23 protein-coding genes and 1 riboswitch are annotated in these 24,076 nt (G+C 67.9%); of the genes, 15 read left to right on the top strand and 8 right to left on the bottom strand.

Going from position 1 to position 24,076, the window contains the following annotated elements; genetic code table 11:
* Positions 1 to 75: 75 nt before the first annotated feature.
* Complete coding sequence (gene ctaE, locus G341_RS0115380; protein ID WP_081622562.1) at positions 76 to 687, bottom strand: aa3-type cytochrome oxidase subunit III; 612 nt, start codon at positions 685 to 687, stop codon at positions 76 to 78.
* Between the two features lie 89 nt (positions 688 to 776).
* On the opposite strand from ctaE, the gene trpD reads away from it, so the two are divergent.
* Positions 777 to 1,853, top strand: coding sequence for an anthranilate phosphoribosyltransferase (trpD, locus tag G341_RS0115375; protein WP_018180051.1), 1,077 nt, complete (start codon positions 777 to 779; stop codon positions 1,851 to 1,853).
* 10 nt (positions 1,854 to 1,863) lie between these two features.
* Here trpD and G341_RS0115370 read toward each other — a convergent pair whose 3' ends face one another.
* Both G341_RS0115370 and G341_RS0115365 read right to left on the bottom strand, forming a co-directional pair.
* Positions 1,864 to 2,139 carry an Lrp/AsnC family transcriptional regulator gene (locus G341_RS0115370; protein ID WP_018180050.1) on the bottom strand — a complete coding sequence of 92 codons (276 nt, stop codon included), beginning with the start codon at positions 2,137 to 2,139 and terminating at the stop codon, positions 1,864 to 1,866.
* On the bottom strand, positions 2,136 to 3,890 hold the full coding sequence (locus tag G341_RS0115365) for a DEDD exonuclease domain-containing protein (protein WP_018180049.1): 1,755 nt from the start codon (positions 3,888 to 3,890) through the stop codon (positions 2,136 to 2,138). Before G341_RS0115365 ends, G341_RS0115370 begins: the two co-directional genes overlap by 4 nt.
* Positions 3,891 to 4,097: 207 nt before the next feature.
* Here G341_RS0115365 and G341_RS22225 point away from each other — a divergent pair, with 207 nt between their 5' ends.
* From G341_RS22225 to G341_RS0115345, 4 genes are all read left to right on the top strand, one after another.
* Positions 4,098 to 4,379, top strand: a complete 282-nt coding sequence (locus tag G341_RS22225; RefSeq protein WP_018180048.1) for a hypothetical protein — start codon at positions 4,098 to 4,100, stop codon at positions 4,377 to 4,379.
* A gap of 148 nt (positions 4,380 to 4,527) precedes the next feature.
* Positions 4,528 to 4,701, top strand: a riboswitch (cyclic di-AMP (ydaO/yuaA leader).
* A 16-nt stretch (positions 4,702 to 4,717) separates the two neighbouring features.
* Positions 4,718 to 5,332 carry a C40 family peptidase gene (locus G341_RS0115355; RefSeq protein WP_026303735.1) on the top strand — a complete coding sequence of 205 codons (615 nt, stop codon included), beginning with the start codon at positions 4,718 to 4,720 and terminating at the stop codon, positions 5,330 to 5,332.
* Between the two features lie 45 nt (positions 5,333 to 5,377).
* Positions 5,378 to 6,436, top strand: a complete 1,059-nt coding sequence (locus G341_RS0115350; protein ID WP_018180046.1) for an NlpC/P60 family protein — start codon at positions 5,378 to 5,380, stop codon at positions 6,434 to 6,436.
* A 37-nt stretch (positions 6,437 to 6,473) separates the two neighbouring features.
* Positions 6,474 to 7,637: a glycosyltransferase family 4 protein gene (locus tag G341_RS0115345; protein WP_043451645.1), complete on the top strand. Its 1,164-nt coding sequence runs from the start codon at positions 6,474 to 6,476 to the stop codon at positions 7,635 to 7,637.
* A 57-nt stretch (positions 7,638 to 7,694) separates the two neighbouring features.
* Here the strand turns inward: G341_RS0115345 and G341_RS0115340 are convergent, their stop codons facing one another.
* Positions 7,695 to 9,506 carry an AMP-dependent synthetase/ligase gene (locus tag G341_RS0115340; protein WP_018180044.1) on the bottom strand — a complete coding sequence of 604 codons (1,812 nt, stop codon included), beginning with the start codon at positions 9,504 to 9,506 and terminating at the stop codon, positions 7,695 to 7,697.
* 100 nt (positions 9,507 to 9,606) lie between these two features.
* On the opposite strand from G341_RS0115340, the gene G341_RS0115335 reads away from it, so the two are divergent.
* The 7 genes from G341_RS0115335 to G341_RS0115300 all read left to right on the top strand — a co-directional run bounded on the left by G341_RS0115335 (position 9,607) and on the right by G341_RS0115300 (position 16,483).
* Positions 9,607 to 10,029: a hypothetical protein gene (locus G341_RS0115335; RefSeq protein WP_018180043.1), complete on the top strand. Its 423-nt coding sequence runs from the start codon at positions 9,607 to 9,609 to the stop codon at positions 10,027 to 10,029.
* Positions 10,026 to 10,463: an SRPBCC family protein gene (locus tag G341_RS0115330; RefSeq protein ID WP_018180042.1), complete on the top strand. Its 438-nt coding sequence runs from the start codon at positions 10,026 to 10,028 to the stop codon at positions 10,461 to 10,463. Before G341_RS0115335 ends, G341_RS0115330 begins: the two co-directional genes overlap by 4 nt.
* A complete protein-coding gene (locus G341_RS22220; protein WP_081622561.1) occupies positions 10,460 to 11,764 on the top strand; it encodes an ArsA-related P-loop ATPase in 1,305 nt (434 codons plus the stop codon). The genes G341_RS0115330 and G341_RS22220 overlap by 4 nt, the downstream gene beginning before the upstream one ends.
* A 13-nt stretch (positions 11,765 to 11,777) precedes the next feature.
* Positions 11,778 to 12,119, top strand: a complete 342-nt coding sequence (locus G341_RS0115320) for a hypothetical protein (RefSeq protein ID WP_018180040.1) — start codon at positions 11,778 to 11,780, stop codon at positions 12,117 to 12,119.
* Complete coding sequence (locus G341_RS0115315) at positions 12,112 to 13,113, top strand: ROK family protein (RefSeq protein WP_018180039.1); 1,002 nt, start codon at positions 12,112 to 12,114, stop codon at positions 13,111 to 13,113. The genes G341_RS0115320 and G341_RS0115315 overlap by 8 nt, the downstream gene beginning before the upstream one ends.
* Before the next feature lie 45 nt (positions 13,114 to 13,158).
* The gene (locus G341_RS0115310) at positions 13,159 to 13,860 is read left to right on the top strand and encodes a lysophospholipid acyltransferase family protein (RefSeq protein WP_018180038.1); all 702 of its coding nucleotides are present in this window, start codon (positions 13,159 to 13,161) and stop codon (positions 13,858 to 13,860) included.
* Between the two features lie 322 nt (positions 13,861 to 14,182).
* On the top strand, positions 14,183 to 16,483 hold the full coding sequence (locus G341_RS0115300; protein WP_018180036.1) for an MMPL family transporter: 2,301 nt from the start codon (positions 14,183 to 14,185) through the stop codon (positions 16,481 to 16,483).
* On the opposite strand, the gene G341_RS23565 is transcribed toward G341_RS0115300, so the two are convergent.
* Positions 16,365 to 17,672 (bottom strand): glycosyltransferase 87 family protein, encoded by a 1,308-nt coding sequence (locus tag G341_RS23565; RefSeq protein WP_155826987.1) that lies wholly within the window; start codon positions 17,670 to 17,672, stop codon positions 16,365 to 16,367. The genes G341_RS0115300 and G341_RS23565 overlap by 119 nt on opposite strands.
* Between G341_RS23565 and G341_RS0115290 the strand changes: the two genes are divergently transcribed.
* Together G341_RS0115290 and G341_RS0115285 are read left to right on the top strand one after the other, a co-directional pair.
* Positions 17,671 to 18,147 carry a polyadenylate-specific 3'-exoribonuclease AS gene (locus tag G341_RS0115290; protein WP_026303732.1) on the top strand — a complete coding sequence of 159 codons (477 nt, stop codon included), beginning with the start codon at positions 17,671 to 17,673 and terminating at the stop codon, positions 18,145 to 18,147. The two genes, G341_RS23565 and G341_RS0115290, sit on opposite strands and share 2 nt — an antisense overlap.
* A 9-nt stretch (positions 18,148 to 18,156) precedes the next feature.
* Positions 18,157 to 19,557, top strand: a complete 1,401-nt coding sequence (locus G341_RS0115285) for a class II 3-deoxy-7-phosphoheptulonate synthase (protein ID WP_018180032.1) — start codon at positions 18,157 to 18,159, stop codon at positions 19,555 to 19,557.
* Here the strand turns inward: G341_RS0115285 and G341_RS0115280 are convergent.
* Positions 19,547 to 20,905, bottom strand: a complete 1,359-nt coding sequence (locus tag G341_RS0115280) for a protein kinase domain-containing protein (protein WP_081622570.1) — start codon at positions 20,903 to 20,905, stop codon at positions 19,547 to 19,549. The genes G341_RS0115285 and G341_RS0115280 overlap by 11 nt on opposite strands.
* 103 nt (positions 20,906 to 21,008) lie before the next feature.
* Here G341_RS0115280 and G341_RS0115275 point away from each other — a divergent pair, with 103 nt between their 5' ends.
* Positions 21,009 to 21,374, top strand: a complete 366-nt coding sequence (locus G341_RS0115275; protein ID WP_018180030.1) for an Rv2175c family DNA-binding protein — start codon at positions 21,009 to 21,011, stop codon at positions 21,372 to 21,374.
* Here the strand turns inward: G341_RS0115275 and mptB are convergent.
* On the bottom strand, positions 21,343 to 22,926 hold the full coding sequence (mptB, locus tag G341_RS0115270) for a polyprenol phosphomannose-dependent alpha 1,6 mannosyltransferase MptB (protein WP_018180029.1): 1,584 nt from the start codon (positions 22,924 to 22,926) through the stop codon (positions 21,343 to 21,345). The genes G341_RS0115275 and mptB overlap by 32 nt on opposite strands.
* Positions 22,923 to 24,035, bottom strand: coding sequence for a polyprenyl synthetase family protein (locus tag G341_RS0115265; protein WP_018180028.1), 1,113 nt, complete (start codon positions 24,033 to 24,035; stop codon positions 22,923 to 22,925). The genes mptB and G341_RS0115265 overlap by 4 nt, the downstream gene beginning before the upstream one ends.
* Positions 24,036 to 24,076: the final 41 nt, after the last annotated feature.

The raw sequence follows: 24,076 nt of genomic DNA, 5'->3' as shown, positions 1-24,076 counted from the left end.
CTCTCTTCTTGAACGGGCGGGCTGTTGTGTAGAGCTACGTCTTTTGGGGCCTCGGTGTGAGTCTGGCCGAAATCGTCAACGGATGAAGTAGATCGTGGCGAACAGCCCGATCCACACGATGTCGACGAAGTGCCAGTAGTAGGAGACGACGATCGCCGAGGTGGCCTGAGCCGGGGTGAACTTGCTCATCCGGGTGCGCAGGAGCAGCAGCACGAATGCCACCAGACCGCCGCAGACGTGCAGGCCGTGGAAGCCGGTCGCCATGTAGAAGACAGAGCCGTACGAGCTCGACGAGAAGGTGATGCCCTCGTGCACGAGCGACATGTACTCGTAGCCCTGGCCGGCGACGAAGATCGCGCCCATCACGAAGGTGAGCAGGTACCAGCGACGCAGGCCGAAGACGTCACCGCGTTCGGCGGCGAAGACACCCATCTGGCAGGTCACCGACGACAGGATCAGGATGATCGTGTTCGGTACCGCAAGCCACATATTGAGGTGGACGTCTGACGGCGGCCAATCGCCACCGCTGCCGGCGCGGGCGACGAAGTACATCGCGAACAAACCCGCGAAGAACATCAGCTCGCTCGAGAGCCAGACGATGGTGCCGACACTGACCATGTTGGGGCGGTTCAGTGAATGCACTCGCTGGGTGATGGCCGTTCCCGAGGTACTTGCAGCGCTAGTCACAAGGAGAAGTATGACGGTTCGTAGTACGCGCTGACTAGTTGGGTCCGGGTTTTGGTCCCGGCGTGTTGCGCGCGGCTACTGTTTTCCATGTGAACACCGGGTTGACCAGCCAGTCGGAGAACGCCGACGTCCTGCAATCGTGGCGAGAAGTGCTCGGCGCGTTGACCGGCGGCCAGGATCTGACGCCGCAATCGGCGCGGTGGGCGATGAACGAAATCATGACGGACAACGCCACATCCGCCCAGATTGCCGGGTTCGGGGTGGCGATGAAGATGAAAGGTCCGACAGCCGTCGAACTGCGGGCGCTCGCCGACGCGATGATGTCGCATTCGACTCCCGTCGAGGTGGTCGGCGACTGCGTCGACATCGTCGGCACCGGAGGCGACCGCTCGAACACGGTCAACATCTCGACGATGTCGTCGATCGTCACGGCCGCCGCCGGGGTCCCGGTGGTCAAGCATGGCAATCGCGCCGCGTCGTCCAAGAGCGGCGGCGCCGACGTGCTGGAGGCGCTGGGCGTCACCATCACGCTGCCGGCCGCGGCGGTGGCCGAAAGTGTCCGCGAGGTCGGTATCGGCTTCTGCTTCGCCGCGATCTTCCATCCGGCGCTGCGCTTCGCCGGCAAGGCCCGGTCGGAGATCGCGGTCCCGACGGTCTTCAATGTGCTTGGGCCGTTGACGAATCCGGCATCGCCGCAGGCAGGCCTGATCGGTTGCGCCTTCATCGACCTGGCGCCGGTCGTGGCCCAGGCGTTCGCCGACCGGGGCGCTCGGGTCCTCGTGGTGCGCGGCGACGACGGCCTGGACGAGCTGACGACGACCAGCACATCGACCGTCTGGCGGGTGCTGGACGGGGGCGTCGAGGTCGAAACGTTCGATCCGGCCTCGGTCGGGCTGCCGCTCGCCACGATCGAGGACCTGCGCGGCGGCGACGCGGACCGGAATGCGACCGTGGCGCGAGAGTTGTTGGGCGGCAAGGCCGGACCGGTGCGCGACGCCGTGCTGCTGAATGCCGGTGCCGCTATCGCCTCGGTTGCGCTGACCGGCGGAGACCTCTCCGCGCAGATCCGCTCGGGCATGGACCGGGCCGCCGAGGCCATCGACTCCGGGGCGGCGGCGGCGCTGCTGGAGCGCTGGGCGGCGGTGACGGGGCGTCTCGCCGATTAGCGCGCGGCGGTTACTCGCCGATGGAGAACCCGGCCTCGACGGCTCCGCTGTTGTAGGTCTTGAACGCGATATGGGTGGTCGTCTGCCGAACCCCGGGAAGCCGATTGATCGATTCGGTGATGACCTCGGCGATCTGCGCATGCTCACGAACCCGGATCTTCGCGATCAGGTCGACATCGCCAGCGCACGAGTAGACCTCGTCGACGCCGGGCAGGTCGGCGACGGCCTGGGCCGTCTCCGGGATCTGGTGCACGTCGGTGTGGATCAGCACGATCGCGGTAATCATGCGGTCAAGCCTAGGCCGTCGGTCGTGGTGAGGCGGTCGGTTCGAGCCGCGCGGGCCTGTTCGCGCCACTGCAGCCAGCTGCCGGCCGTAGCCGATGGAAGCGCGAAACCACTTGTCGCGCAGACGATCCTGGTATCGCCGCGGATCAGCCAGCGATAGACGAGCGCGGTCTCTTCGTGCGCCGCGCCGCGCAGCGGTCCGTCGCCGGGCAGGACGGTTTCGGCCGCGGCCGCCAGCGCCTCGGCGACTGGCATCGGCGGGACGCCGCGGGTGGCGGTTCCCGCGCTCGCGAGCCGTCCGTGCCGGATGACCGCGAGCTCCCAGCCGCCGTTGCCGTCCGGGGCGGCGGCGATGAGTTCGGCGATCCGGGCCAAGGCGGTCAGGCGCTGACAGCGATCGAGCGCTTCGACGGTCGCGGTGAGCCGATCGCGCAGCCGGGCGGCATTCTCGAAGAGTTCCTGTGCGGCAAGCTGATCGAGTCGTTCCAACAGCACCCGCAGCGGGGTGTCGTCCGCGCCGCGCAACAGAGCACGGGCGTCGCGGGCACGTCGGGCGTAGGCGGCGGCGTCCTCACCGGCTGGTACCGAACCGTGACAACCGCCGACCGGCACTCGGCCGCGGGCATCGGTCGGGCAGGCGTGGACCGATGTCGCCTTGAGGCGCGTGCGGCAGGTCCGCAGCCCGCAGGCTTGGGCGAGCAGATCGGCGATGTCATAGGCGACCGCGCGCTGGCGGATCGGGCCGACCGCATCGGCGGTGGGGCGCCGGCCGACGGAGAACCGGGGGAACGGCTCGTCGGTGAGGCTGACCCACCAGCCGCGGTGCGGGTACTTGGACTTCCGGTTGTACGGCGGCGTGTGGGCGCCCAGCAGTCGCAGTTCCCGAACGCCGGCCTCCAGCCCGTGGCTGCATTCGACGTGGTCGACCCGGGTGGCCAGCCGGACCATCTCCCGCATCCGGCCGCGCGTCTCCGATCCGGTGAAGTAACCGCGCACGCGTCGCCGAAGATTAGTTGCTGTCCCTATATAAAGGACTTCGTCGGAGGGTCCGCGAAACAGGTAGACGCCGGGCCGCTCGGGCAGGCCGGATGCGAGCGTCCGCTTGGCCCGGACCTCGCGCGGTACGCCGGGGAGATATTCGCCGAGTTCTCGATAGGTCTGCACGCCGAGGTTGCCGACGCGTTCGAACAGGCCATGCATCACCTCGACCGTGGCGCGGGCGTCATCCAACGCCCGGTGGCACGGCGTGGCCGTGGTGCCGAACAGTGCGGACAGCGCGGAGAGTCGGACGGTCGGTGCCTCGTCGCGGGGGAGCACGCGCCGGGCCAGCTTGACCGTGCACAGCGCCGGACCGAACGCCCAGGGATGCCCGAGTTCGAGGGCCGCGGCGCGCAGGAAGGCCACGTCGAATCGAGCGTTGTGCGCCACCAGGACGGATCCTCGGGCGAACTCGAGGAACGCGGGCAGCACCTCGGCAATCGGCGGTGCGTCATAGACCATCGCCGAGGTGATGCCGGTGAGCCGAACGATCTGCGGCGGAATCTCGCGGCCCGGATCGACCAGCGTGGCGAACTCGCCGAGCACCTCGCCGGCGCGGACTTTGACCGCGCCGATCTCGGTGATGCGGTCATCGCCGGCGCGCGAGCCGGTGGTCTCCAGGTCGACGACGACGAACGTCGTCTCCCGTAAAGATGCGTCCGGATTCAGTTCAGCACCGTTTCCGGCGAGATCGAGCGTCAGTTGTGCGGACACGACACGAACACTAGTTCGAGGCCCTGACAATGGCTTATGTGGCTGAAGTGACTGGAGTTAGTGGTGTGGCGAGATACTTGTCGGTAGGGCCGGTTAGCGTGCGCTCGTGCCTCCCGCTAGATGGGAGCCGACACGCTTGGTGGAAATTGCTGTAGTGAATCGCCCCTGGTAGGGCCGCTGCAGCCTCGGATGAGACGGAGATCACACATGAAGATCGACTGTGACACATGCTCGGCCCGGCCATTCGCCTGCGGCGGCTGCATCATGACGGTGCTGATGTCGCCCGACACGGCTGCTAGCAGTGATGATGCAGTAGCCGAGGCCCCGCCGGGCTATGGCGAGGACGACCTCGCACTTGCCGCGGCGGTCGATGTCTTCGGAGCCGTGGGCATGATCACCCCGGCCGGGCTGGCGGCTCTCGAGGCTGCCGAACGTGCTGGTAAGGAACATGTTCAGGGCGGATTGTCCGTGATTCGCCGTGCTGGATAGCTCGCGATTCAGGATGTGAAACGCAGTTGTGGGGAAGTGGACATCGAGGGTGGGGCTTTCGTAATCTTTCCGAGACCTCGTGAGCAGCGCGCTTCAACGGGAGCGGATCACGTGGTCGCCGCCTAATCATGTGGCACGGCCGCGGTCCGGATGGACCGTGTCGAGTCGCGTGAACCGGGGAACCACCTTTGGCCCTTATCGGGCCAGCCCGGGGTGAATCCTGGCCTCCTGCCGGTCGTTACCGCGATCAGTAGGAACAGGTAGGGCCAATCTTCCGGCCCGAACCCGACAGCTAACTTGGTCGGCGGCAGAGTGGAAGAAACAGGAGATCTCGCTTCGTGGCGAAACATCGTGTGGAGACAGGTCGGTTCCAGACCGCCCGTACCGCTGTTATTGCTGGTTCGTTGACCCTGGGCGCGGTTGCAGTTGGCGCCGGCCCGGCACTGGCCACCCCGGTCAGCATTCCGGGTGTCGGCAACTTCGACGTCCCGGGTGTGGACGCCCACCAGATCCCGGATCAGTTCAAGGCCAAGCCGGATGCTCCGCTGGGACTGAACGTGGCGATCCCGAATTTCGCGCCGAACTCGGCGGTCCCGGGTGTCAATAACGCCCCGGGCAAGGTTGCTGCCAGCGCCGCGCAGACCCGCATCGGCGACCCGTACGTCTACGGCGCCAGCGGCCCGAACGCATTCGACTGCTCGGGACTCGTCTTCTGGTCCTACAAGCAGGCCGGCAAGACCATCCCGCGTGACAGCTACGGCCAGCTCGGCGGCGGCACCCCGGTGTCGCTGAACGACCTGCAGCCCGGCGACATCATCATCTACAACGGTGGTGGCCATTCGGGCATGTACGTCGGTGACGGCATGGTTGTACATTCGTCGACTGAGGGTGTGCCGGTGCGCAAGGTGCCGCTGCACAACCCGGGCTCGATCTACGCCGCACGGCGCTACTGATCGACGGCCGATTCGGCGTATTGATCTACCTCTGAGGAGACAGGCATGGCGGGCCGCCTGAAATCCGGCGTAGTCGCAGCGCTCCGGTTCCTGGTGGGACCGGTGGTATTGGCGCTGGTTGTCGCGTTGGGTGCAGGCGCGCCCGCTGGTGCCGCTCCGGGGCCCCAGGAGGGGCCCGATCAGCTTCTGGCGCGGTACAAGGATCTCGGCAATCAGGCCGAGCAGGCGTCCGAGGCGATGAATCAGGCGCAGGTGGATTTCACCCAGCGCAATAACGATCTGCGGCAAGCGCGGCAGGCGCAGAGTGACGCGCAGCGGACCCTCGCCGGTCTGCAGGTGCGCGAGGCCGCGCTGCAGAAGGACGTGAACGCGATCGCCCGCGCGAGCTACATGGGCGCCCGCGTCAATCGGCTGTACGCCGTCCTGGTCAGCGATTCCCCGCAGTCGCTGCTCGACCAGATGTCCACGCTGGAAGTGGTCTCGCGCAAGACGACCCGGCAGATCCGGGATTTCAAGCAGACGCGTGCGGCGGCCGAGAAGGCCCGCAACGACGCGCAGAAGGCCGAGGACAGCGCCAACACGGCGATCCAGGCCGTCAACAAGACGCGGGCCGATCTGCAGTCCAAGCAGAGCAAGCTGCAGATGCAGATCCTCCAGGTGAAGTCGGTCTACGAGGCGATGACCGGCAAGCAACTGGCCGCGCTCATCGGCCCGACGATCTCGTTCGACCCCCGGTTGATCCCGCCGGGCACGTCCGCGGCGACGATCGCGGTGCAGGCCGCGCTGAGCCGCATCGGCGACCCGTACGTGTGGGGCGCCACCGGGCCGAACCAGTTCGACTGCTCCGGGCTGATGATGTGGGCCTACAAGCAGGCCGGCAAGACCATCCCGCGGACCAGCGAGGCCCAGCAGGCCGGCGGCAAGCCGGTCAGCCGCAACGACATGCAGCCGGGCGACCTGGTCATCTACTACTCGGACGCGCATCACGTCGGCATGTACATCGGCGACGGTTACGTCGTCCATGCGTCGACCTTCGGTGTTCCGGTCAAGGTCGCCACCGTCGACGGCGCCGGCCCGTTCGCGTCGGCCGTTCGGTACTCCTGACCGCTCCTGCCCGGACGACGGCCGCTACGGTTAGTGCATGCCGGTCGAGCGAAGCGAGGGGCGTTCACGTCGAACGCTGTTGGTGACCAACGACTTTCCGCCCCGCCCCGGAGGGATCCAGTCCTATCTGCAGAACCTGGTGGATCTGCTGCCGCCGGACGAGATCGTCGTCTACGCGCCGCGCTGGCGCGGTGATTCGCATGTGCGGTTCGACCGCAAGCAGCCCTACGAGGTGGTGCGGCATCCCACGACGCTGATGCTGCCGACGCCGCTGGTGGCGCGGCGAGCCGCCGAATTGGTGCGATCGCGCGGCTGTGAGGCGGTCTGGTTCGGCGCGGCGGCGCCGCTCGCCGTGATGGCACCGACGCTGCGCCGGGCGGGCGCACAGCGAATCGTGGCGAGTACCCATGGACACGAGGTTGGCTGGTCCATGCTGCCCGCCGCGCGGCAGACGTTGCGGCACATCGGAAACCACGTCGACGTCGTCACCTACGTGAGCAAGTACACCCGCGGCCGGTTCGCGTCGGCGTTCGGTGCGCGGGCCGCGCTCGAGCATCTGCCGCCCGCCGTCGACTCCGACCGATTCCGTCCGGATCCGGCCGCCCGGGCGGAGATGCGGGCCCGGCACGGACTCACCGACGAGCCGACGATCGTCTGCGTGTCGAGGCTGGTGCCGCGCAAGGGGCAGGACATGCTCATCCGCGCGCTGCCGGCCATCCGGCAGGCTGTCGAAGGCGCCACACTGGTCTTCGTCGGCGGCGGTCCGTATCTGAAAAACCTTCAGGCGCTGACGCATTCGATGGGCGTCACCGAGAATGTCATCTTCACCGGCTCGGTCACCGGCGCCGATCTGCCGCGCTACCACAACATCGGCGACGTCTTCGCGATGCCGTCCCGCACCCGCGGAGGCGGCCTGGACGTGGAGGGGTTGGGCATCGTCTACCTGGAGGCGTCGGCTACCGGGCTGCCGGTCATCGCCGGCACCTCCGGCGGGGCCCCGGAGACGGTCCGGGACGGGGAGACCGGTCTGGTGGTCGACGGGCGTTCGGTTCCGCAGATCGCCGACGCCGTCTCCCAGCTCCTTGCGGACCGCACGCGCGCCGAAACGATGGGCGAGGCGGGGCGGGCCTGGGTCAGCGAGAGCTGGCGCTGGGATCTCATGGCGGCCCGTCTTCAGCAGTTGTTCGCTGGTGCCAGCTGAACGACTGACGCCTTGCCGGATCGCCCAGCTGATCACCGGCAATCGCTTGTTGGCTGACTACTTCGTGTAGATGGCCTCGATGTCGGCCGCATACTTCTGCGCGACGATATTGCGCTTCACCTTGAGGGTCGGCGTCATCTCGCCGGTCTCCTCGCTGAAGTCGTGCGGCAGGATGCGGAACTTCTTGATCGCCTCGGCGTGCGACACGGTCTTGTTGGCGGTGTCGACCGCGGCCTGGATGATCGCGCGCAGGTCCGGATCGTCGCGAAGGTCGGCGACCGATGCGTCGGCGGGCTTGTGCGCCTTGGTCTTCCAGTGATCGAATGCCTCGGAATCGATCGTGATGAGCGCGCCGATGAACGGCTGCTGATCGCCGACCACCATCGCCTGCGAGATCAGCGGCTCGCCGCGCAGCGCGTCCTCGAGCCCCGCGGGCGAGACGTTCTTGCCGCCGGCAGTGACGATGAGTTCCTTCTTGCGACCGGTGATCGACAGATAGCCGTCGGCGTCGATCGCGCCGAGGTCGCCGGTGTGAAACCAGTCGTCCGACATGGCCTCGGCCGATGCATCGGGGTTCTGCCAGTAGCCGCCGAAGACGACCGCGCCCGAGAGCAACAGCTCGCCGTCGTCGGCGATCCGGGCGGCGTTGCCGGACAACGGCTTTCCGACGCTGCCAACGCGCATGTCCCTGGGGGTGTTGACGGAGAACGCCGCGCAGGTCTCGGTGAGTCCGTAGCCCTCGTAGACGGGCACGCCCAGGCCGCGATAGAAATGCGCGAGCCGCGCACCGAGCGGTGCGCCGCCGGAGATCGCCAGTTCGCAGTCGCCGCCCAGCGCCGCGCGTAGCTTGCGGTAGACCAGACGATCGAAGACGGCATGCTTCGCTTTGAGCCCCAGCCCGATCCGGCCGGAATCCTGCGCCGTGCTGTAGGCGATGGCGGTCTCGGCGGCCGCGTCGAAGACGGCGACCTGTCCCGAGGCCTCCGCACTGGCCCGGGCGCTGGCGAAGACCTTCTCGAAGACGCGTGGCACCGACAGGATGAAATTCGGCCGGAACGACGCGAACTCGGCGACGATATTCCTTGTGTCACTGGTGAATCCGACGGTGACCCCCTGCGACAGCGCGATCAGCGTGACCGCCCGCGCCAGCGCATGCGCCATCGGCAGGAACATCAGGGTCTTGCGACCGGGCTGCAGCCACGGCCGCAGGCCGGAGTGCGCGACGCCGGCGATCTCGGCGAGCAGATTGGCATGCGTCAGCATGCAGCCCTTCGGACGTCCCGTGGTGCCGGAGGTGTAGATCAACGTCGCCGGGTCGGCGGCCGACAGCGTCGCCGTGCGCAGGCGTTGCTGCTCGTCGGGGATCTGCTTGCCCGCGTCGGTGAGTTCGGCGAGTGCGCCGTCGGCGCCGGGTGCGCCGTCGATCTGGAAGATCTTGCGCACCGCGGCGCCGGACGACAGCGCGTCCTCGACGATCTCGCGGTGGACGTCGTTCTCGATGATCAGCGCGACCGCCCCGGAATCCTGCAGGATCCAGGCCACCTGGTCGGCGGAAGAGGAGTCGTAGATCGGCACGGTGACGCCGCCGGCCGACCAGATCGCCAGATCCAGAACCGGCCACTCCCAGCGAGTTGCGGACAGGAGGGCCACCCGGTCGCCCGGCTCCACCCCGGAAGCGATGAGCCCCTTGGCGATAGCGGTCACCTGGGCGACCAGTTCACGTGCGGTGATCGGCTGCCACTTCCCGGAGGCGTCGCGGCGCGAGAACACCGCCCGATCGGGGTCGGTGGCCGCGACCGTCGCCGGGATGTCGGCGCAGCTGCTGGTGGGATCGATGGAGAATTCGGCGGGGACCTCGTACTCGCGCATAGCCGAAGCCTAATGCCGTGACGAGTGAAACTCACCGCACTGTGCGCCGCAGCCAGGGGTTTGGGTGTCGGCCTCCGAAGCGATATGTGAAGCTAATGCGGTGAGCAGTATTCAGGTGGCTGACCAGACGTTTGTCGCTGCGCCGCCGGCATCGGCCGTCGAAACACTCGCCGACCGGGCAAATTGGCGCCGGTGGTGGCCGGATCTGCAGCTGACGGTCGTCGAGGATCGCGGCGACAAGGGATTTCGATGGACGGTCGACGGCCGGTTGACCGGTACCTCCGAAGTGTGGCTCGAAGAGGCCCTGGACGGGTTCATCCTGCATTACTTCCTGCACTGCGAACCCGCCGATCCGGCGGCCCCGAGCCCGGAGGCAGGTCGTGCCTATTTCAACTGGCTGGCCGACGAGAACAAGCGTCGCCGGGTGGCCGGCAAGGCCATGTCGTTCGAACTGCGTGACCGGCTCGACCGCGATCGCGCGCCGGGCGAGCGACCGGCCCACGTCGAGGTCGCGGCGCGATGACCGAGCGCACCGAACAGAGCATCGTGATCAATGCCGCGCCGGCCGACATCATGGCCGTGATCGCGGACTTTCCGCGGTATTCCGAATGGGTCTCGTCGGCCAAGGAGGTCACGGTCACCGAGGCGGGTCCGGACGGCAACGCGCGACAGGTGGCGTTCGTTCTGGATGCCGGCGTGCTCAAGGACTCCTACGAACTGCGGTACGACTGGGCGGCCGACGGCCTGTCGGTGAGCTGGGATCTGGTCCGCAGTGATCTGCAGACGGCGCAGCACGGGCGCTACGGGCTGGTTCCGCAGGCGGAGGGGTCGACCAAGGTCACCTACGAGCTGACGGTCGACGTGACCATCCCGATCATCGGCGCCCTCAAGCGTCGGGCGGAGAAGGCCATCACCGACGCGGCGCTCAAGGAACTCAAGAAGCGAGTCGAAGGCTGAGTTACCAATCTCCGGGGGACCGGCGGTCGGGGTCATCGATTTCGCCGGTACATCTGATCATCGGCCAGGGCGGCGCGGGCGTATCCACGTTCGCCGCCGCGGCGGCCGTCGAACCGTTGGCCGGTCCCGCGGAACGCGGTGGTCGTACGCTGCTGGTCAGCTTCGATCGGTTCCGGTCCGCGTCGCGCATCTTCGGAGTGTTTTCTTTTCCGGGGCAACCGATCCCGGTGTCGAAGACGGTCGACCTGCTCGAGCTGGACTCGCTCGCGACGCTCAGCGAGGCCTGGGGGCAGGTGCGCGCGGCGCTGATCACCGGCGGCGCCAGCTTCGCCGGCACGAAGATCGTCGACATGCATCCGGACGAGCTGACCCAGCTGCCCGGCATCGAACAGTTGCTGCTGCTGCGCCGCATTCGGGACGAAGCCCGGTCGGGGAAGTGGGAGCGGATCATCGTCGACTGCTCCGGCGGTGCCGAGCCGATCGATCTGCTGCGGGTGCCGCAGGTGATCACCGACCACATGGAGCGCATGTGGCCTCGGCACCGGCGCCTGGCCGCGGCCGGCGAGACGTCGCGCACGGCACGGGCGGTCGCCGTCATGGATCTCTTCGATGCCGACTGCCGCGACATCGACCGACTGGTGATCGAGTCCGGCACCGTGCAGGCGCAGGTGGTCGCTTCGCCGACCCCGCATGGTGTGGAGACGTCGGAGCGGCTGCTGGCGGCCCTGCAGCTGATGGGGATTCCGGTTGTCGGGCTGGCGATCAACGGGGTCGCGGGTGAGGACTGGCCCGCCGGCGTGCGCAAACAGCAGCGGCAGGCGGGCAAGGAGATCGATGCGCTCCTGCCCGGCAAGGCCGCCGCGACCCGACTGCCCTGGCTGCCGACGCCGCCGCGGACGGTGCTGAAGCTACGCAAGCTCGGCGCGGAACTGGCCGAATCAGGGGCCGAGCCGCTCGTCGGACCGGGCCCGCGACATGCGGACGTGCAGCTGGAATCCGGGTCTGGACTGGAGTCCGTATACCGCATGGCCTGGCGTCAACCGCTGCCGGACCCGGACACTCTACGATTGGGCCGATCCGGCGACGATGTGATGATTGCCCTATCGGGGATACGTCAACGCATACCTTTGCCGTCGGTTCTGCGACGATGTGTGGTGATAGACGCGAGTTGGGACGATGGTGTTCTGTCGATACGATTTGCGCCCGACCCCAAGGTGTGGCCCCAGCGTGCCGCGCCCCGGCCGGCCCCCGAACGGGAATGGCCGGATGACGAGGAGCTTTCGCCGGAAGGCTCCCACTGAGGAGTGGTGACGCGTGAGTGCCGACCAATACGACGCCGAGGCCTGGCGCCTGTTGGTGGTCGGATTGCTCGACCGCATCGAGACGGTTGCCACCGCGCTGCGCGGCGACGAGGACATCGACTGGGCCGAGCTGGGAATCGCCACCAAAGCCACCGTCGAAGCGTTCGTCGACGAACTCGGTGAGATTCTGAACGCCCTGCTGGCACAGTTGATCTCGCTGCTGGAAGCGTTGCAGACGGTGCTCGAGCGAACCATGAGCCAGCGTGCCGAGGATCTACGAGAATCCGTGCATCGCACGGGATTCGAGCCGATCGCGGTGCAGGTGAACGTTTCGACGGGCCGACCTGGTGTCTAGCGATGCCGCAGCGATCCCGGCGGCCGAATCCGGCCGCCTCGCTGTAGGCATCGACATCGGGGGCACCAGCACCCGGGCCGGCGTGGTCGACGAGCAGGGCCAGATTCTCGACAAGGTCCGGACCCAAACCCCGGCTACCGCTTCGGCATTGGAGACATGTCTGGACCGGGCGGTCGGGGAGCTGCGGGAGCGCTGGCCGATCGAGGCGGTCGGGCTGGCGATCGCCGGATTCCTGACACCCGACCGGCAGACGGTGCGCTTCTCCCCGCATCTGCCGTGGCGAGAGGCGGCAGTGGCCGCCGACCTGACCGAGCGGATCGGGCTGCCGGTCTTCCTGGAGCACGACGCCAACGCGGCGGCCGTGGCCGAGCTGCACTACGGCGCGGCGGCGCGCGGTCACAACACGCTGGTGCTGGCCATCGGCACCGGCATCGGCGCCGGGCTGCTGTTGGACGGGGAGCTCTACCGCGGCAGTTTCGGTGTCGCGCCCGAGCTCGGCCACCTGCGGCTGGTGCCGGAGGGCCGACCGTGTGCCTGCGGAAAGTTCGGCTGCTGGGAAAGATATTGCAGCGGAACAGCTCTGGTCGATCACGTGGTGGAGCTGGTGGCCGACGGGGCGGGCGGCGGCAGTGCGTTGGCCAGGGAGATCGGCGAGGATCCGGGATCCCTCACCGGTCGTCGGGTGGCCGCGGCGGCGCAGGACGGCGATCCGCTGGCGGTGGCGGCGTTCGCCGAGTTCGCCCGCTGGCTCGGTCTCGGCCTCGCGATGATCGGCGACATCTTCGATCCCGACCTGGTGGTGCTGGCCGGCGGTCTGGGCGCCGCGTCGAGCCTGTTCCTGGACGAGGCGCGGGAGCATTATCGCGCGATGCTGACCGGGGCCGGACATCGCAAGACGGCGCGCATCCGGTCCACGCAGCTAGGGGAGGCGGCAGGTGTGATCGGCGCCGCTGATGTCGCCCGTCGTGAGCTGCGGGCCGCCCCGGGTGGGTAAAGTGACACACCAATTGGTGCGGTTGTTCGGGGCGAAGGAGTGCGCATGTGGTACTGGCTGTTCAAGTACGTCCTGATGGGACCGATTCTGCGCGTGCTCGGTCGTCCGAAAATCGAAGGGCTGGAAAATCTTCCGGCTCGTGGACCGGCCCTGCTGGCCAGTAACCATCTCGCCGTCGTCGACAGCTTCTACCTGCCGCTGATGTCGCCGCGGCGCATCTATTTCCTGGCGAAGGCCGAGTACTTCACCGGGACCGGCCTCAAGGGCGCGTTCCAGCGCTGGTTCTTCTCGTCGACCGGCCAGATCCCCATCGACCGGTCGGGTGCGACCGCCGCCGAGGGTGCGCTGATCTCGGCCCGCAGCAAGCTCGAAGAGGGCGAGCTGATGGGGCTGTACCCGGAGGGCACCCGGTCGCCCGACGGTCGGCTGTTCAAGGGCAAGACCGGTCTGGCGCGGATCGCGCTGGAGACCGGCGTGCCGGTGATCCCCGTTGCGATGGTCGGGACCCGCGACCTGAATCCGCCGGGAACCACCGTCCCGCGTCGTGCCCGGATCACCGTCAAGATCGGTAAGCCGCTTGACTTCTCGCGCTATGAGGGCATGAGCGGCAACCGTTTCATCGAGCGGGCGATCACCGACGAGATCATGTACGAGCTGATGCGGCTGTCCGGTCAGCAGTATGTCGACATCTACGCCGCGAGCCTCAAGGATGCGAAGCCGGAGGCCGACGCGCCGAAGGCGGCCTGACCTCGTCACCCGTCCCGCGGTGACGCGTCCAGCCCTGGCTCAGCTCCTCGGGATGGTGGTAGCGGTTGATTCGTGGGCGACGCTGCGGATCAATACATTTGGGCGGCAGCCAGGCGCATCGCCCGGCTGTCTGGGCCATGACGGATGACCTCGGTGCCCCGATCGTGCGGCCCGCTATTCACCAGCTGATGATGCTCGTCGCATGCCGGCGCGAGGCCGACGGCAATCCGCCATATCGGACATAGCGACGATTCGGCCTTCGCGCCGGTCCGGCGACATATCGTTAGCGAGTCTCCCGGATCGGTTCCGAAGGAGAGGCGGGATGAGCACCCACCCGAACGAGGCCGCGACGCTGCCGTCGATGTGGTTTCGCCTGGGTCGGAACGTCGCCCGGTGGCGGTGGCCGGTCTTGACGACCTGGCTGCTCGTGCTCATCGCCTGTGCCGTGGCCTACCCGCAGCTGTCCAAGCAACTGCAGGGACCCGACTACTCCGTCACCGGTTCGGAGTCGGCCGCCGTCGAACGGCTGGTGCGCACCCACTTCAACGAACTCGGAACCGAGCAGGACGCGCTCGTATTCGCCACGACGGCGGGCACCGTCGACGACCCCGCGATGCGGACGGTGGTGGCCGAGACGCTCGATGCGGTCCGGGCGGATCCCGGGGTGGCGGCGGCGATCGGACCGTTCGACATGCTCGCGCAGGGGCAGATATCGGCAGACCGTCGATCCGCGGTCGCGATCGTCGGCCTGTCCGGAACGGCACGCACCAATATGGCTGTCGCGAAACGGATTCAAGGCATCGTCACCGGCCACGCACGCGATGGCGTGACGGTCTCGATGACCGGGTTCTCGCCGACGAGCAACGACCTCGGCCGGATCGAGAACTCCGATGCCGAACGCTCCGAGTCGATCGGCCTGCCCGTAGCGCTGGTCGTGTTGATCGTGGCGCTGGGTTCGGTGATCGCGGGCGTGCTGCCGTTGATCGCGGCCGGCGCGGGACTGCTGTGCGCATTCGGCGCCATTACCGCGTTGTCGACCGGGCTGACATTCGACTCGATGCTGGTGGTCGTCGCGACGATGATCGGTACCGGCATCGGAATCGACTACTCGCTCTTCATCATTGCGCGTATCCGGGAGGAGATGGACCGCCGCGCCGTCGTCGATCGGCGTCAGCATGCAGAGATCGCCGACGCCGTCGGAGTCGGGATCGCGACGGCCGGTCGCACGATCGCGATCTCCGGACTGATTCTGATGATCGCCATGTGCTCGCTGATGTTCGTGGATTCGCCGGTCTTTCACGAGATCACCATCGGGATCATCGCGACCGTGCTGTGCGTGCTGCTGGTCGCGCTCACGCTGGTGCCGGCGATCATCGCCGTGCTCGGACCCTGGCTGACCCGCCTCAGCGTCCGCGGATTGCTGCCGAAGCGTCGGCGAGGCGCTGCCGACGCGAACACCGATCGGCCCTGGCGGCGCTGGGCCTATCTGGTGATGCGGCAGCCGATCGTCTTCGGGGCCGCGGTCATCGCGCTGCTGCTGATCGCGCTGCTGCCGGTCACGGGGCTGCGCTACGGGATCGACTACGGCCTGCGTTCGTTGGCCGATACCCCGTCCGGACGCGCGAATACCGTGCTGCAACAGGACTTCAGCCCCGGTCTGATGTCGCCGATCCAGATCGTGGCGACAGGCTCGCGGGACGGCTCGATCGGTCCCAATGGCCAGCGGATGCTGCAGCAATTCGAAGCCCGACTGCATGCCGACCCGCGGATCGTCGGGGTGGCGCCGGAAGCGATCGCCGGACGGCAGCTCTGGTTGGCGATCCCGCGGGACCCGGTCGACTCGAATGCGGCGCTCACGCTGGTGCGGGATCTGCGGCAAGAGGCTCGCGCCCTGTCCGGCCCGGACATCCGGGTGCAGGTCGGCGGCGCGACGGCCATGTCGGTCGACGTGTCGGACGAGACGACATCCGCGCTGCCCTGGGTGCTGGTCGCGGTGCTGGCCCTGTCGCTGGTCTTTCTCGCCGCGGTGTTTCGCTCGGTCGTGCTGCCGCTCAAGGCGGTGCTGATGAATCTGCTGTCCACCGGCGCGGCCCTGGGCATCACCATCGCGATCTTCCAATGGGGTTGGGGCCAGGGCCTTCTCGGCTTCACCAGTGTCGGCTATCTGCAGGTCTATCTGCCGATCACCGTTTTCGTCGTGCTCTTCGGGCTGTCCATGGACTATGAGGTGTTCCTGCTCGGTCGGATGAAGGAGTCCTGGGACGAGCGCACCGCGCAGGCCGGCGATGCTGATCCGGTGGCCGCCGATGCTCGCAACATGGAGGCGGTGGCGGATGGCATCGAGCACACCGCCGGCCCGATCACGGCGGCCGCGGTCATCATGATCGTGGTCTTCGCCAGCTTCGTATCCGCGGATGTCCTGGAGCTCAAGGAGTTCGGCGTCGCGCTGTCGGTCGCGGTGGCGATCGACGCGGTGCTCGTGCGGATGGTGCTCGTCCCCGCCTTCATGAAACTGCTGGGTCGCTGGAACTGGTGGCCCGGCAATCGATTCCGGCTTCGCGAACAGTCGCCGCCAGCAGGATCAACATCAGCACGCCCCACACGGCATACGAATTTCCGATGATGGTCTCCACGAGATTCCAATGCACCCGGGTATAGGAGTCGGCCATGTGCTGATAGGGCGACGAGCCGAAGATCACCAGTCCCAAAGCAACCAGAGCGAAGTATTCGGCGCGCAGTCGGCTCGACGTGGTCCGCAACCCCACGGCCGCCAGACCGACCATCGCCGGGATCACCCATACCCAATGATGTCCCCAGGTGGTCGGCGATACCAGCAGTCCCCAGACGGCCGCAGCGCATAGCGCGAGCAGCGACTGATCGGCGCGCAGACAGCGATGGATCGCGACGACCGCGAGTACGGTCACCACGACGGCGCTGACGGCCCAGAGGTCTTTGGCGAGACTCTCGTCGGCGAGCAGTCGCCGCCAGAACCCGTTGATGTTCTGGTTGTTCCGGCCGGCGAGGTTGCCGATCCGATCGGTATGGAACACGGTGTGCGTCCAGTAGGTGCGTGAATCACCGGGTGCGCAGGCGAATCCGATCGCGCCGACGGCGATGAACGCCCCGATCGCGGTCACTGCGGCGCGCCATCGCCGGGCGACCAGCATGTGCAGCAAGAACGCCATCGGCGTGAGCTTGAGAGCACCCGCGACACCGGTGAGAACTCCGCGCCAGCGGCCGGCGGGCACGAGCAACGTGTCGACCGCGACCATCGCCATCAGGATGATGTTGACCTGGCCGAAATTCAGCGTGGTCCACACCGGATCAAGCCACATCGCGACGCCGGTGATCGCGGCGGCCAACCACCAGTTGCCCAGTCCCCAGCGGCTCGGCAGTCGGGTGTCCAAGCCGCAGATGCGCACCGCCATCCGCGCCACCAGCAACAGCAGCACGATCGAGATCAGCGACATCGTCAGTCCGGCGATGTCGACGGGCAGCCAGGAGAACGGCACGAAGGTCACCGCGGACGCCGGCGGATACGTGAACGGCAGCGGTAGATCGAGACGGGTGATCGGGAGCGCGTGATCGGCGTAGAGCGGGTGTCCGCCGCGCCACACGGTGGGGGCGAGCCGGTACACGTCCAGGTCGAGTCGATAGGGCAGCACTGCGCCGCCGAGATGAATGCCGCCGAAGATCCGGCACAGCGCGCTCACGATGAACACCAGTGTCGCGATCGCACGGGTGATGATCGCGCGCGTACCGAGGGCGCGCCCGAGCACCCGTTCGTCGGTCACCCCATACGCTCTAGCCATGCGCTACTTCTACGACTCCGAGTTCATCGAGGACGGACGCACGATCGAGCTGGTGTCGATCGGGGTGGTCGCCGAGGACGGCCGTGAGTTCTACGCGGTGTCCACCGAGTTCGATCCGGCCCGGGCGGGGAGTTGGGTACGTGCGCATGTCCTGCCTAAGCTGCCATCTCCGTCGTCGTCGGCATGGAAGAGCCGCAAGCGAATCCGTGAAGATTTGCTGAACTTTCTGAACGAGCCCGGCGAGCCGATCGAGTTGTGGGCATGGGTCGGAGCGTATGACCACGTGGCGTTGTGCCAGCTGTGGGGGTCGATGACGGCGCTGCCGCGGGAGATCCCGAGATTCACCCGTGAGCTGCGTCAGCACTGGGAGGCAGTGGGGCAGCCGGAGCTGCCGCCGAGCCCGAAGGACGCCCACGATGCGCTCGCCGATGCCAGGCACAACCTGGTGCGATGGCGGGCCATGCAGGCCGGTTAGGCTGACATCGTGGTGAATTGGACCGTGGACGTGCCGATCGACGAGTTGCCGGAGCTGCCGCCGCTGCCCGGCGCGCTGGACGCGCGGTTCCGCGACGCGATGTCGCGGCCGGCGCTGCAGCAGCCCAGCTGGCCCGAGGACAAGGCCCGCGCGATGCGCACGGTTCTCGAGAGCGTGCCGCCGATCTGCATGCCCGCCGAGGTCGAGAACCTCAAGCGGCAGCTGGCCGAGGTCGCGCGCGGCCGGGCGTTCCTGCTGCAGGGCGGCGACTGCGCCGAGACCTTCGCGGCCAACACTGAGCCCCATATCAAGGGCAATATCCGCACGCTGCTGCAGATGGCCGTCGTGCTGACCTACGGCGCATCGCTGCCGGTGGTGAAGGTGGCACGGATCGCCGGGCAATACGCCAAACCGCGGTCGTCGGACATCGATTCGCTGGGCCTGAAGTCGTACCGCGGCGACATGGTCAACGGCTTCGCCCCGGATGAGGCGGCGCGGGCGCATGACCCGTCGCGACTCGTGCGGGCCTACGCCAACGCGAGCGCCGCGATGAATCTGGTGCGGGCCCTGGGCGCCGCCGGCGTCGCCGACCTGCATCGCGTCCACGACTGGAACCGCGAGTTCGTCAGCTCGTCGCCCGCGGGTGCCCGGTACGAGGCGCTGGCCGGCGAGATCGACCGAGCCCTGCACTTCATGGATGCCTGCGGCGTCACCGACAGCAACCTCAAGACCGCCGACATCTTCGCGTCGCACGAGGCGCTGGTGCTCGACTACGAGCGCGCGATGCTGCGGCTGGCCGATCATCCGACCGACCCGGACGCCGACCCGGTGCTGTACGACCTGTCCGCGCATTTCCTGTGGATCGGCGATCGCACCCGGCAGCTCGACGGCGCGCATATCGCGCTGGCGGAGATGCTGCACAACCCGATCGGCCTCAAGCTGGGCCCGAGCACGTCGCCGGAACTGGCCGTCGAATACGTCGAGCGTCTCGATCCGCGCAATGAGCCGGGACGGTTGACGCTGGTGTGCCGCATGGGCAATGACAAGGTGCGCGAGCTGCTGCCGCCGATCGTGCAGGCCGTCGAGGCGACCGGGCACAAGGTCATCTGGCAGAGCGACCCGATGCACGGCAACACGCACGAGTCGTCCAACGGCTACAAGACCCGGCACTTCGATCGGATCGTCGACGAGGTCCAGGGCTTCTTCGAGGTGCACCGCGCCCTCGACACCCATCCGGGCGGCGTGCACATCGAACTCACCGGCGAGGACGTCACCGAGTGTCTCGGTGGGGCGCAGGAGATTTCGGATGCCGACCTGGAGGGCCGCTACGAGACCGCCTGCGACCCGCGCCTGAACACCCAGCAGTCGCTGGAGCTGGCATTCCTGGTGGCGGAGATGCTCAGGTCGTAAGCACGGCCGCCACGGCCGGGGTCGGCGGTGTCACCGGCGCCGAGCTGTGCATGATCTGGTGCGACGCGATCCACCAGCCGGCGATGCCGAGCGCGATGGCCAGGATCAACACGATCGTCAACCAGATCTGCGCGAGCCGGCGTCGTGCCCGGCGACGGTCGGCGTAAGTATCGGCGGCGGCGCTCAGCGGAGTGATCGCCGTCGAGGCGGCGGAGACATTGCCGGCCGGCCGGCCGTCGTAGTCGGCGGGCGCCCGGTCGTCGTAGTCGTAACCGTCGTCTCGCCGATCATCGCGGTCGTAATCGTCGCGGCTTCGGTCGCGGTCGGGCTCGACCGGAACGGATTGCACCCGGGTGTGTCCCGGCCCGGCCGGGGCCGGCGGCGGTGGACGCAGATCGTGCGTGCGCTCGGGATCGTAGGCGTACCGGAAAGCCGCCACCGATTCGCGTTCTGCCGACCGGGTGGGGGCGGGCACGGTGAACGGCGGGAGGTCGAGCCGGTCGATGATATCCAACAACGCCGACTGCATGTCGGCGGCGTCGATGTAGCGATCACGGGGATCGCGGGCGGTCGCCGTGAGCACCAGATCGTCGAATGCCCGTGGCACCCCGGCGATCTGGTGGCTGGGCGGCGGGACATCATGCTGCAGCCGGGCGTAGGCCAGCGACAGTGGCGTGTCGCCGGTGAACGGGGTTGTGCCGGTGAGCATTTCGTAGATCAGAATGCCGGACGAGTAGACGTCGCTGCGTGCATCGGCCACGGTCGACTCGACCTGCTCGGGCGATAGATAGGCAGCCGTGCCCAGAATCACGCTGTTGGAGGTGATTCCGGCCTCGGCGATCGCCCGCACCAGGCCGAAGTCGACGACTTTGACCTCGCCGTTGTCGGAGATCAGGACGTTCTCCGGCTTGACGTCGCGGTGCACGAGTCCGGCCAGATGCGCCTTGCCGAGCCCCCCGAGCACGGGGTCGGCGACTGCGGCCACTGCATGCGGCGGCATCGGTCCGCGCTCGCGCAGCAGCTCGCGCAGGGTGCCGCCCTCGACCAGCTCCATCACCAGGAAGGCGTAGTCGCCGTCGAGACCTTGGTCGTACACCGGCACCAGTCCGGGGTCCTTGAGCCGGGCAACCGCGCGCGCCTCGAACTCCAGTCGCGCCAGGAACGACGGGTCGGCCGAATACTGCGGCGCCATCACCTTCACCGCGACCGGCCGATCGAGCCGCAGGTCCAGCCCGAAGTAGACGCTGCTCATGCCGCCACGGGCGATCAGCGCGTCGATCCGGTAGCGCCGCTCGAGCGCGACCCCGATCAGGGCATCGCGCGGGGGCTGTGCGGTCACCGTGGGCATCTCCTCGTCAGTGCCGGCGGCGATGTCGTCACTCGCCGGGCGGTCATTGCTGTCGGCAGCAACGATAGTCACCGGTGGCGCTCCGGTGCCGTAGCCTGGGCGCGTGGGATCTCTGCCGCTGTCTGCCGACTGTCTGTCCGATGATGTCGAAACTCTGCCGCTATCTGAGGTATCCAACCGGCTCGGGGTGTCGGTCGGTCGGGTGAACGCGTTGATCACCGACCGCCAGCTGCTGGCGGTCCGGCGCGGCGGGCTGGTCCTGGTGCCGGAGCTGTTCTTCGACGATCACGGCATCGCCAAGCATCTGCCGGGCCTGCTGTCGGTGCTGCACGACGGTGGCTTCGATCGTGACGAGACGCTGGCGTGGTTGTTCACCGAGCAGTCCGATCTCGGTCTGACTCCGGCCGAGGCGATTCACAGCCATTCGGCGCGTGAGGTCATTCGCCGGGCGCAGGCTGAGGCGTTCTGACCTTCGGTGCCGTGCCGTCGGGCCAGAGATAGCCCCGAACAACGCCGAGCCGCAACGGATCCGGTCGCAGCAGCGACCACGCGGCCAGCCCGGACAATGCGGCGGCGATCAGCACGTCGGTGATGTTGTACATGAGGATCGAGTCGTCCGGCTGGAACACGATCAGCTGGAACACGCAGGCGAACACCACCGCCGCGGACCATCGGCGTCCGAGATCGAACGCCGCGGCGATGACCAGCGCCCACGAGTAGTACCAGGGCAGGGTCGACGGTTCCAGCAGCAGGACGGCGAACATCACCCAGGCCGCACCGACCATCGCGCTGCGGGCGGTGTGCCGCGACTTCCACCACACGGTGACCGCGATCAGCGCCAGCACCACCTCGCCGATCGTGCGGGTCACCGAGAGCACGGGTCCCAGATGCAGCGCCGTGAACGGCGCGGCGACCAGCGTGACCAGATGCGCGACGGCCGTCGGGATGGTCAGCCAGTTGATGATTCGGTCGGCCCAGCCCAGTCCCGTGAGCCAGCCCAGCCCGTGCCCGACGGCGAGCGTGAACACGCCGAACACGACCATCGCGATCCCGACGATCGCGGCCGTGAGCTTCGTCGCCTCCCGCCAATCGCGTCGTGGTTGGAGTTCGCCTTGGTCGCGTGCGGACCGATTGTGCGCCAGCCAGATCCACAGCACGAACGGCAGGGCGAGCGCGGCGGTGATCTTGATCGACGCGGCCAGCGCCAGCACGGCGATGCCCCAGCCGTGGCGGCCCTCGAGCACCAGCACCAGCCCCGCGGCGAGCACCCCGAACATCAGCAGCTCCACGTGTGGCCCGCCGACCAGATGCACCAGCAGCATCGGATTCAGCAACACCAGCCAGCTGCCATAGGCGGGATACGCGCCCCGGCCGGCGTCGCCATCGGACGTGTCGACGGGTCGCCGCGGAAAGTGCTGTGCCAGACGGGGGATCGCCCACAGCGCGAGCGCGAAGCCCGGCAGCATGACCAGCTTCATCAGGAGCACCCCGAGGATCACATGGTTGCCGACGATGTCGGCGACTCCGCGGGTGATCAGCATGAAGGCCGGTCCGTACGGGGCCGTGGTGGTCGCCCATACCTGAGCCATGCTGTCGACCAGCGGCCCCGGTAGCAGCGCCGGGCCGTCCGAGTACGGGTTGTACCCATGCGCGAACAGCGACCCCTGCGCGAGATAGGCATAGACGTCGCGGCTGTAGATCGGCACGGCGATCAGGAGCGGCGCGGCCCATACCGCGGCCGTGCGCCGCATCAGATTCGCGGGGATGTCGGTGGTGCGCACGATGCGTCCGATCTGCACCCAGGCGACCACCAGCGCCGCGATGCCGATCCAGAAGGCCAACGAGCACAGCGTCTTTCCGTGCCCGTACGACATCCACGACAGATGCAGGTCGGACAGGACCGGACTGTTGCGCGGGATGTCGCCGACGCCGTAGCTGCCGATGGTGATCAGGACCGTGGCGACGAGGCCCAGTCGTGCGGCCCGCCCGAACCCTGTCCTGACTATCGGTCGCTCGGTCATGAGCGCCGGTCGGTGACCTTGGTGGCCAAGGCCGATAGTCCGGCCTTCGCCGGGGCGGGGATCGGGGTGGCGTCGAGTGTGTCGCGCGCGGAGGTCAGCAGCGCATCGATGCGTGTCTCGATCGCCGTGACGGCGCCGGAGTCGGCGATGAGCGAACGGGTTTGGCGGAGCTCTGCGTCATCGAGTGGTCGTCCGACATAGCCCCGTAGCTGGTCGGCGCGATTCTCGTCGAGTCGATTGAAGGCGGCCGCGAGAATCGCGGTGCGTTTGCCGGCGACCAGGTCATCACCGGAAGGTTTGCCGGTGACGTCGGGATCGCCGAATGCGCCGAGCAGATCGTCGCGCAGCTGGAAGGCGATTCCGAGATCGGTGCCGAACCGGCGTAGCGACTCGACGACTTCTTCTGGGACGCCGGCCATTTCGGCACCCAACTGCAGCGGGCGTTCGATCGTGTAGGCGGCGGTCTTGAAACGCATCACCTGATCGGCCGACGCGGCCGATTCGTCGGCGGACATCTCGTTGACGATGTCGAGATACTGGCCGCCGAGAACCTCGGTGCGCATCGCCGACCAGGTCGGGGAGAGGCGGGCGGCGGTGGCCGGCGTCAACCCGGCATCGCGGACCATGTCGTCGGCCCAGGCCAGCGCCAGGTCGCCGAGCAGGATCGCGGCGGACGTGCCGAAATGTTCGGCGTCGCCGTGCCAGCGCTCGCGGCGGTGACCCGATTCCTGTTCGCGGTGCAGCGTCGGGTGTCCGCGGCGGGTGTCGGAGCGGTCGATGATGTCGTCGTGGATGAGCGCGCAGGCCTGGATCAGCTCGAGCGACGCGGCCACCCGCAAGGCGGCGATATCCGATTCGGAGTCGCCGGAGCCGCCTGAACCGGCCCCCGCGGCGGAGCGGCCTGAGCCGCACTGCCATCCGGCCCAGCAGAACGTGGGGCGGATGCGCTTGCCGCCGCGCAGCACGTAGCGGGCGACGGCGTCGACGGCGACGCTGAATCGCGGTGAGATCGCCTCGGTCGCGGCCGCGCGATCGGCGAAGAAGTCGACCAGCACCGCCTCGGCCGCCGCGGGGACGTCGTCCAGACGAGCGGGCGCGATGATGGGCACCTGCTCACCCTAGGGGAGCGGGGCGAGCGGTTCGAACACCT

This window comes from Jongsikchunia kroppenstedtii DSM 45133 (assembly GCF_000380485.1).
Lineage (GTDB): Bacteria > Actinomycetota > Actinomycetes > Mycobacteriales > Mycobacteriaceae > Jongsikchunia > Jongsikchunia kroppenstedtii.
This window is presented reverse-complemented; position numbering and strand designations above follow the sequence as displayed.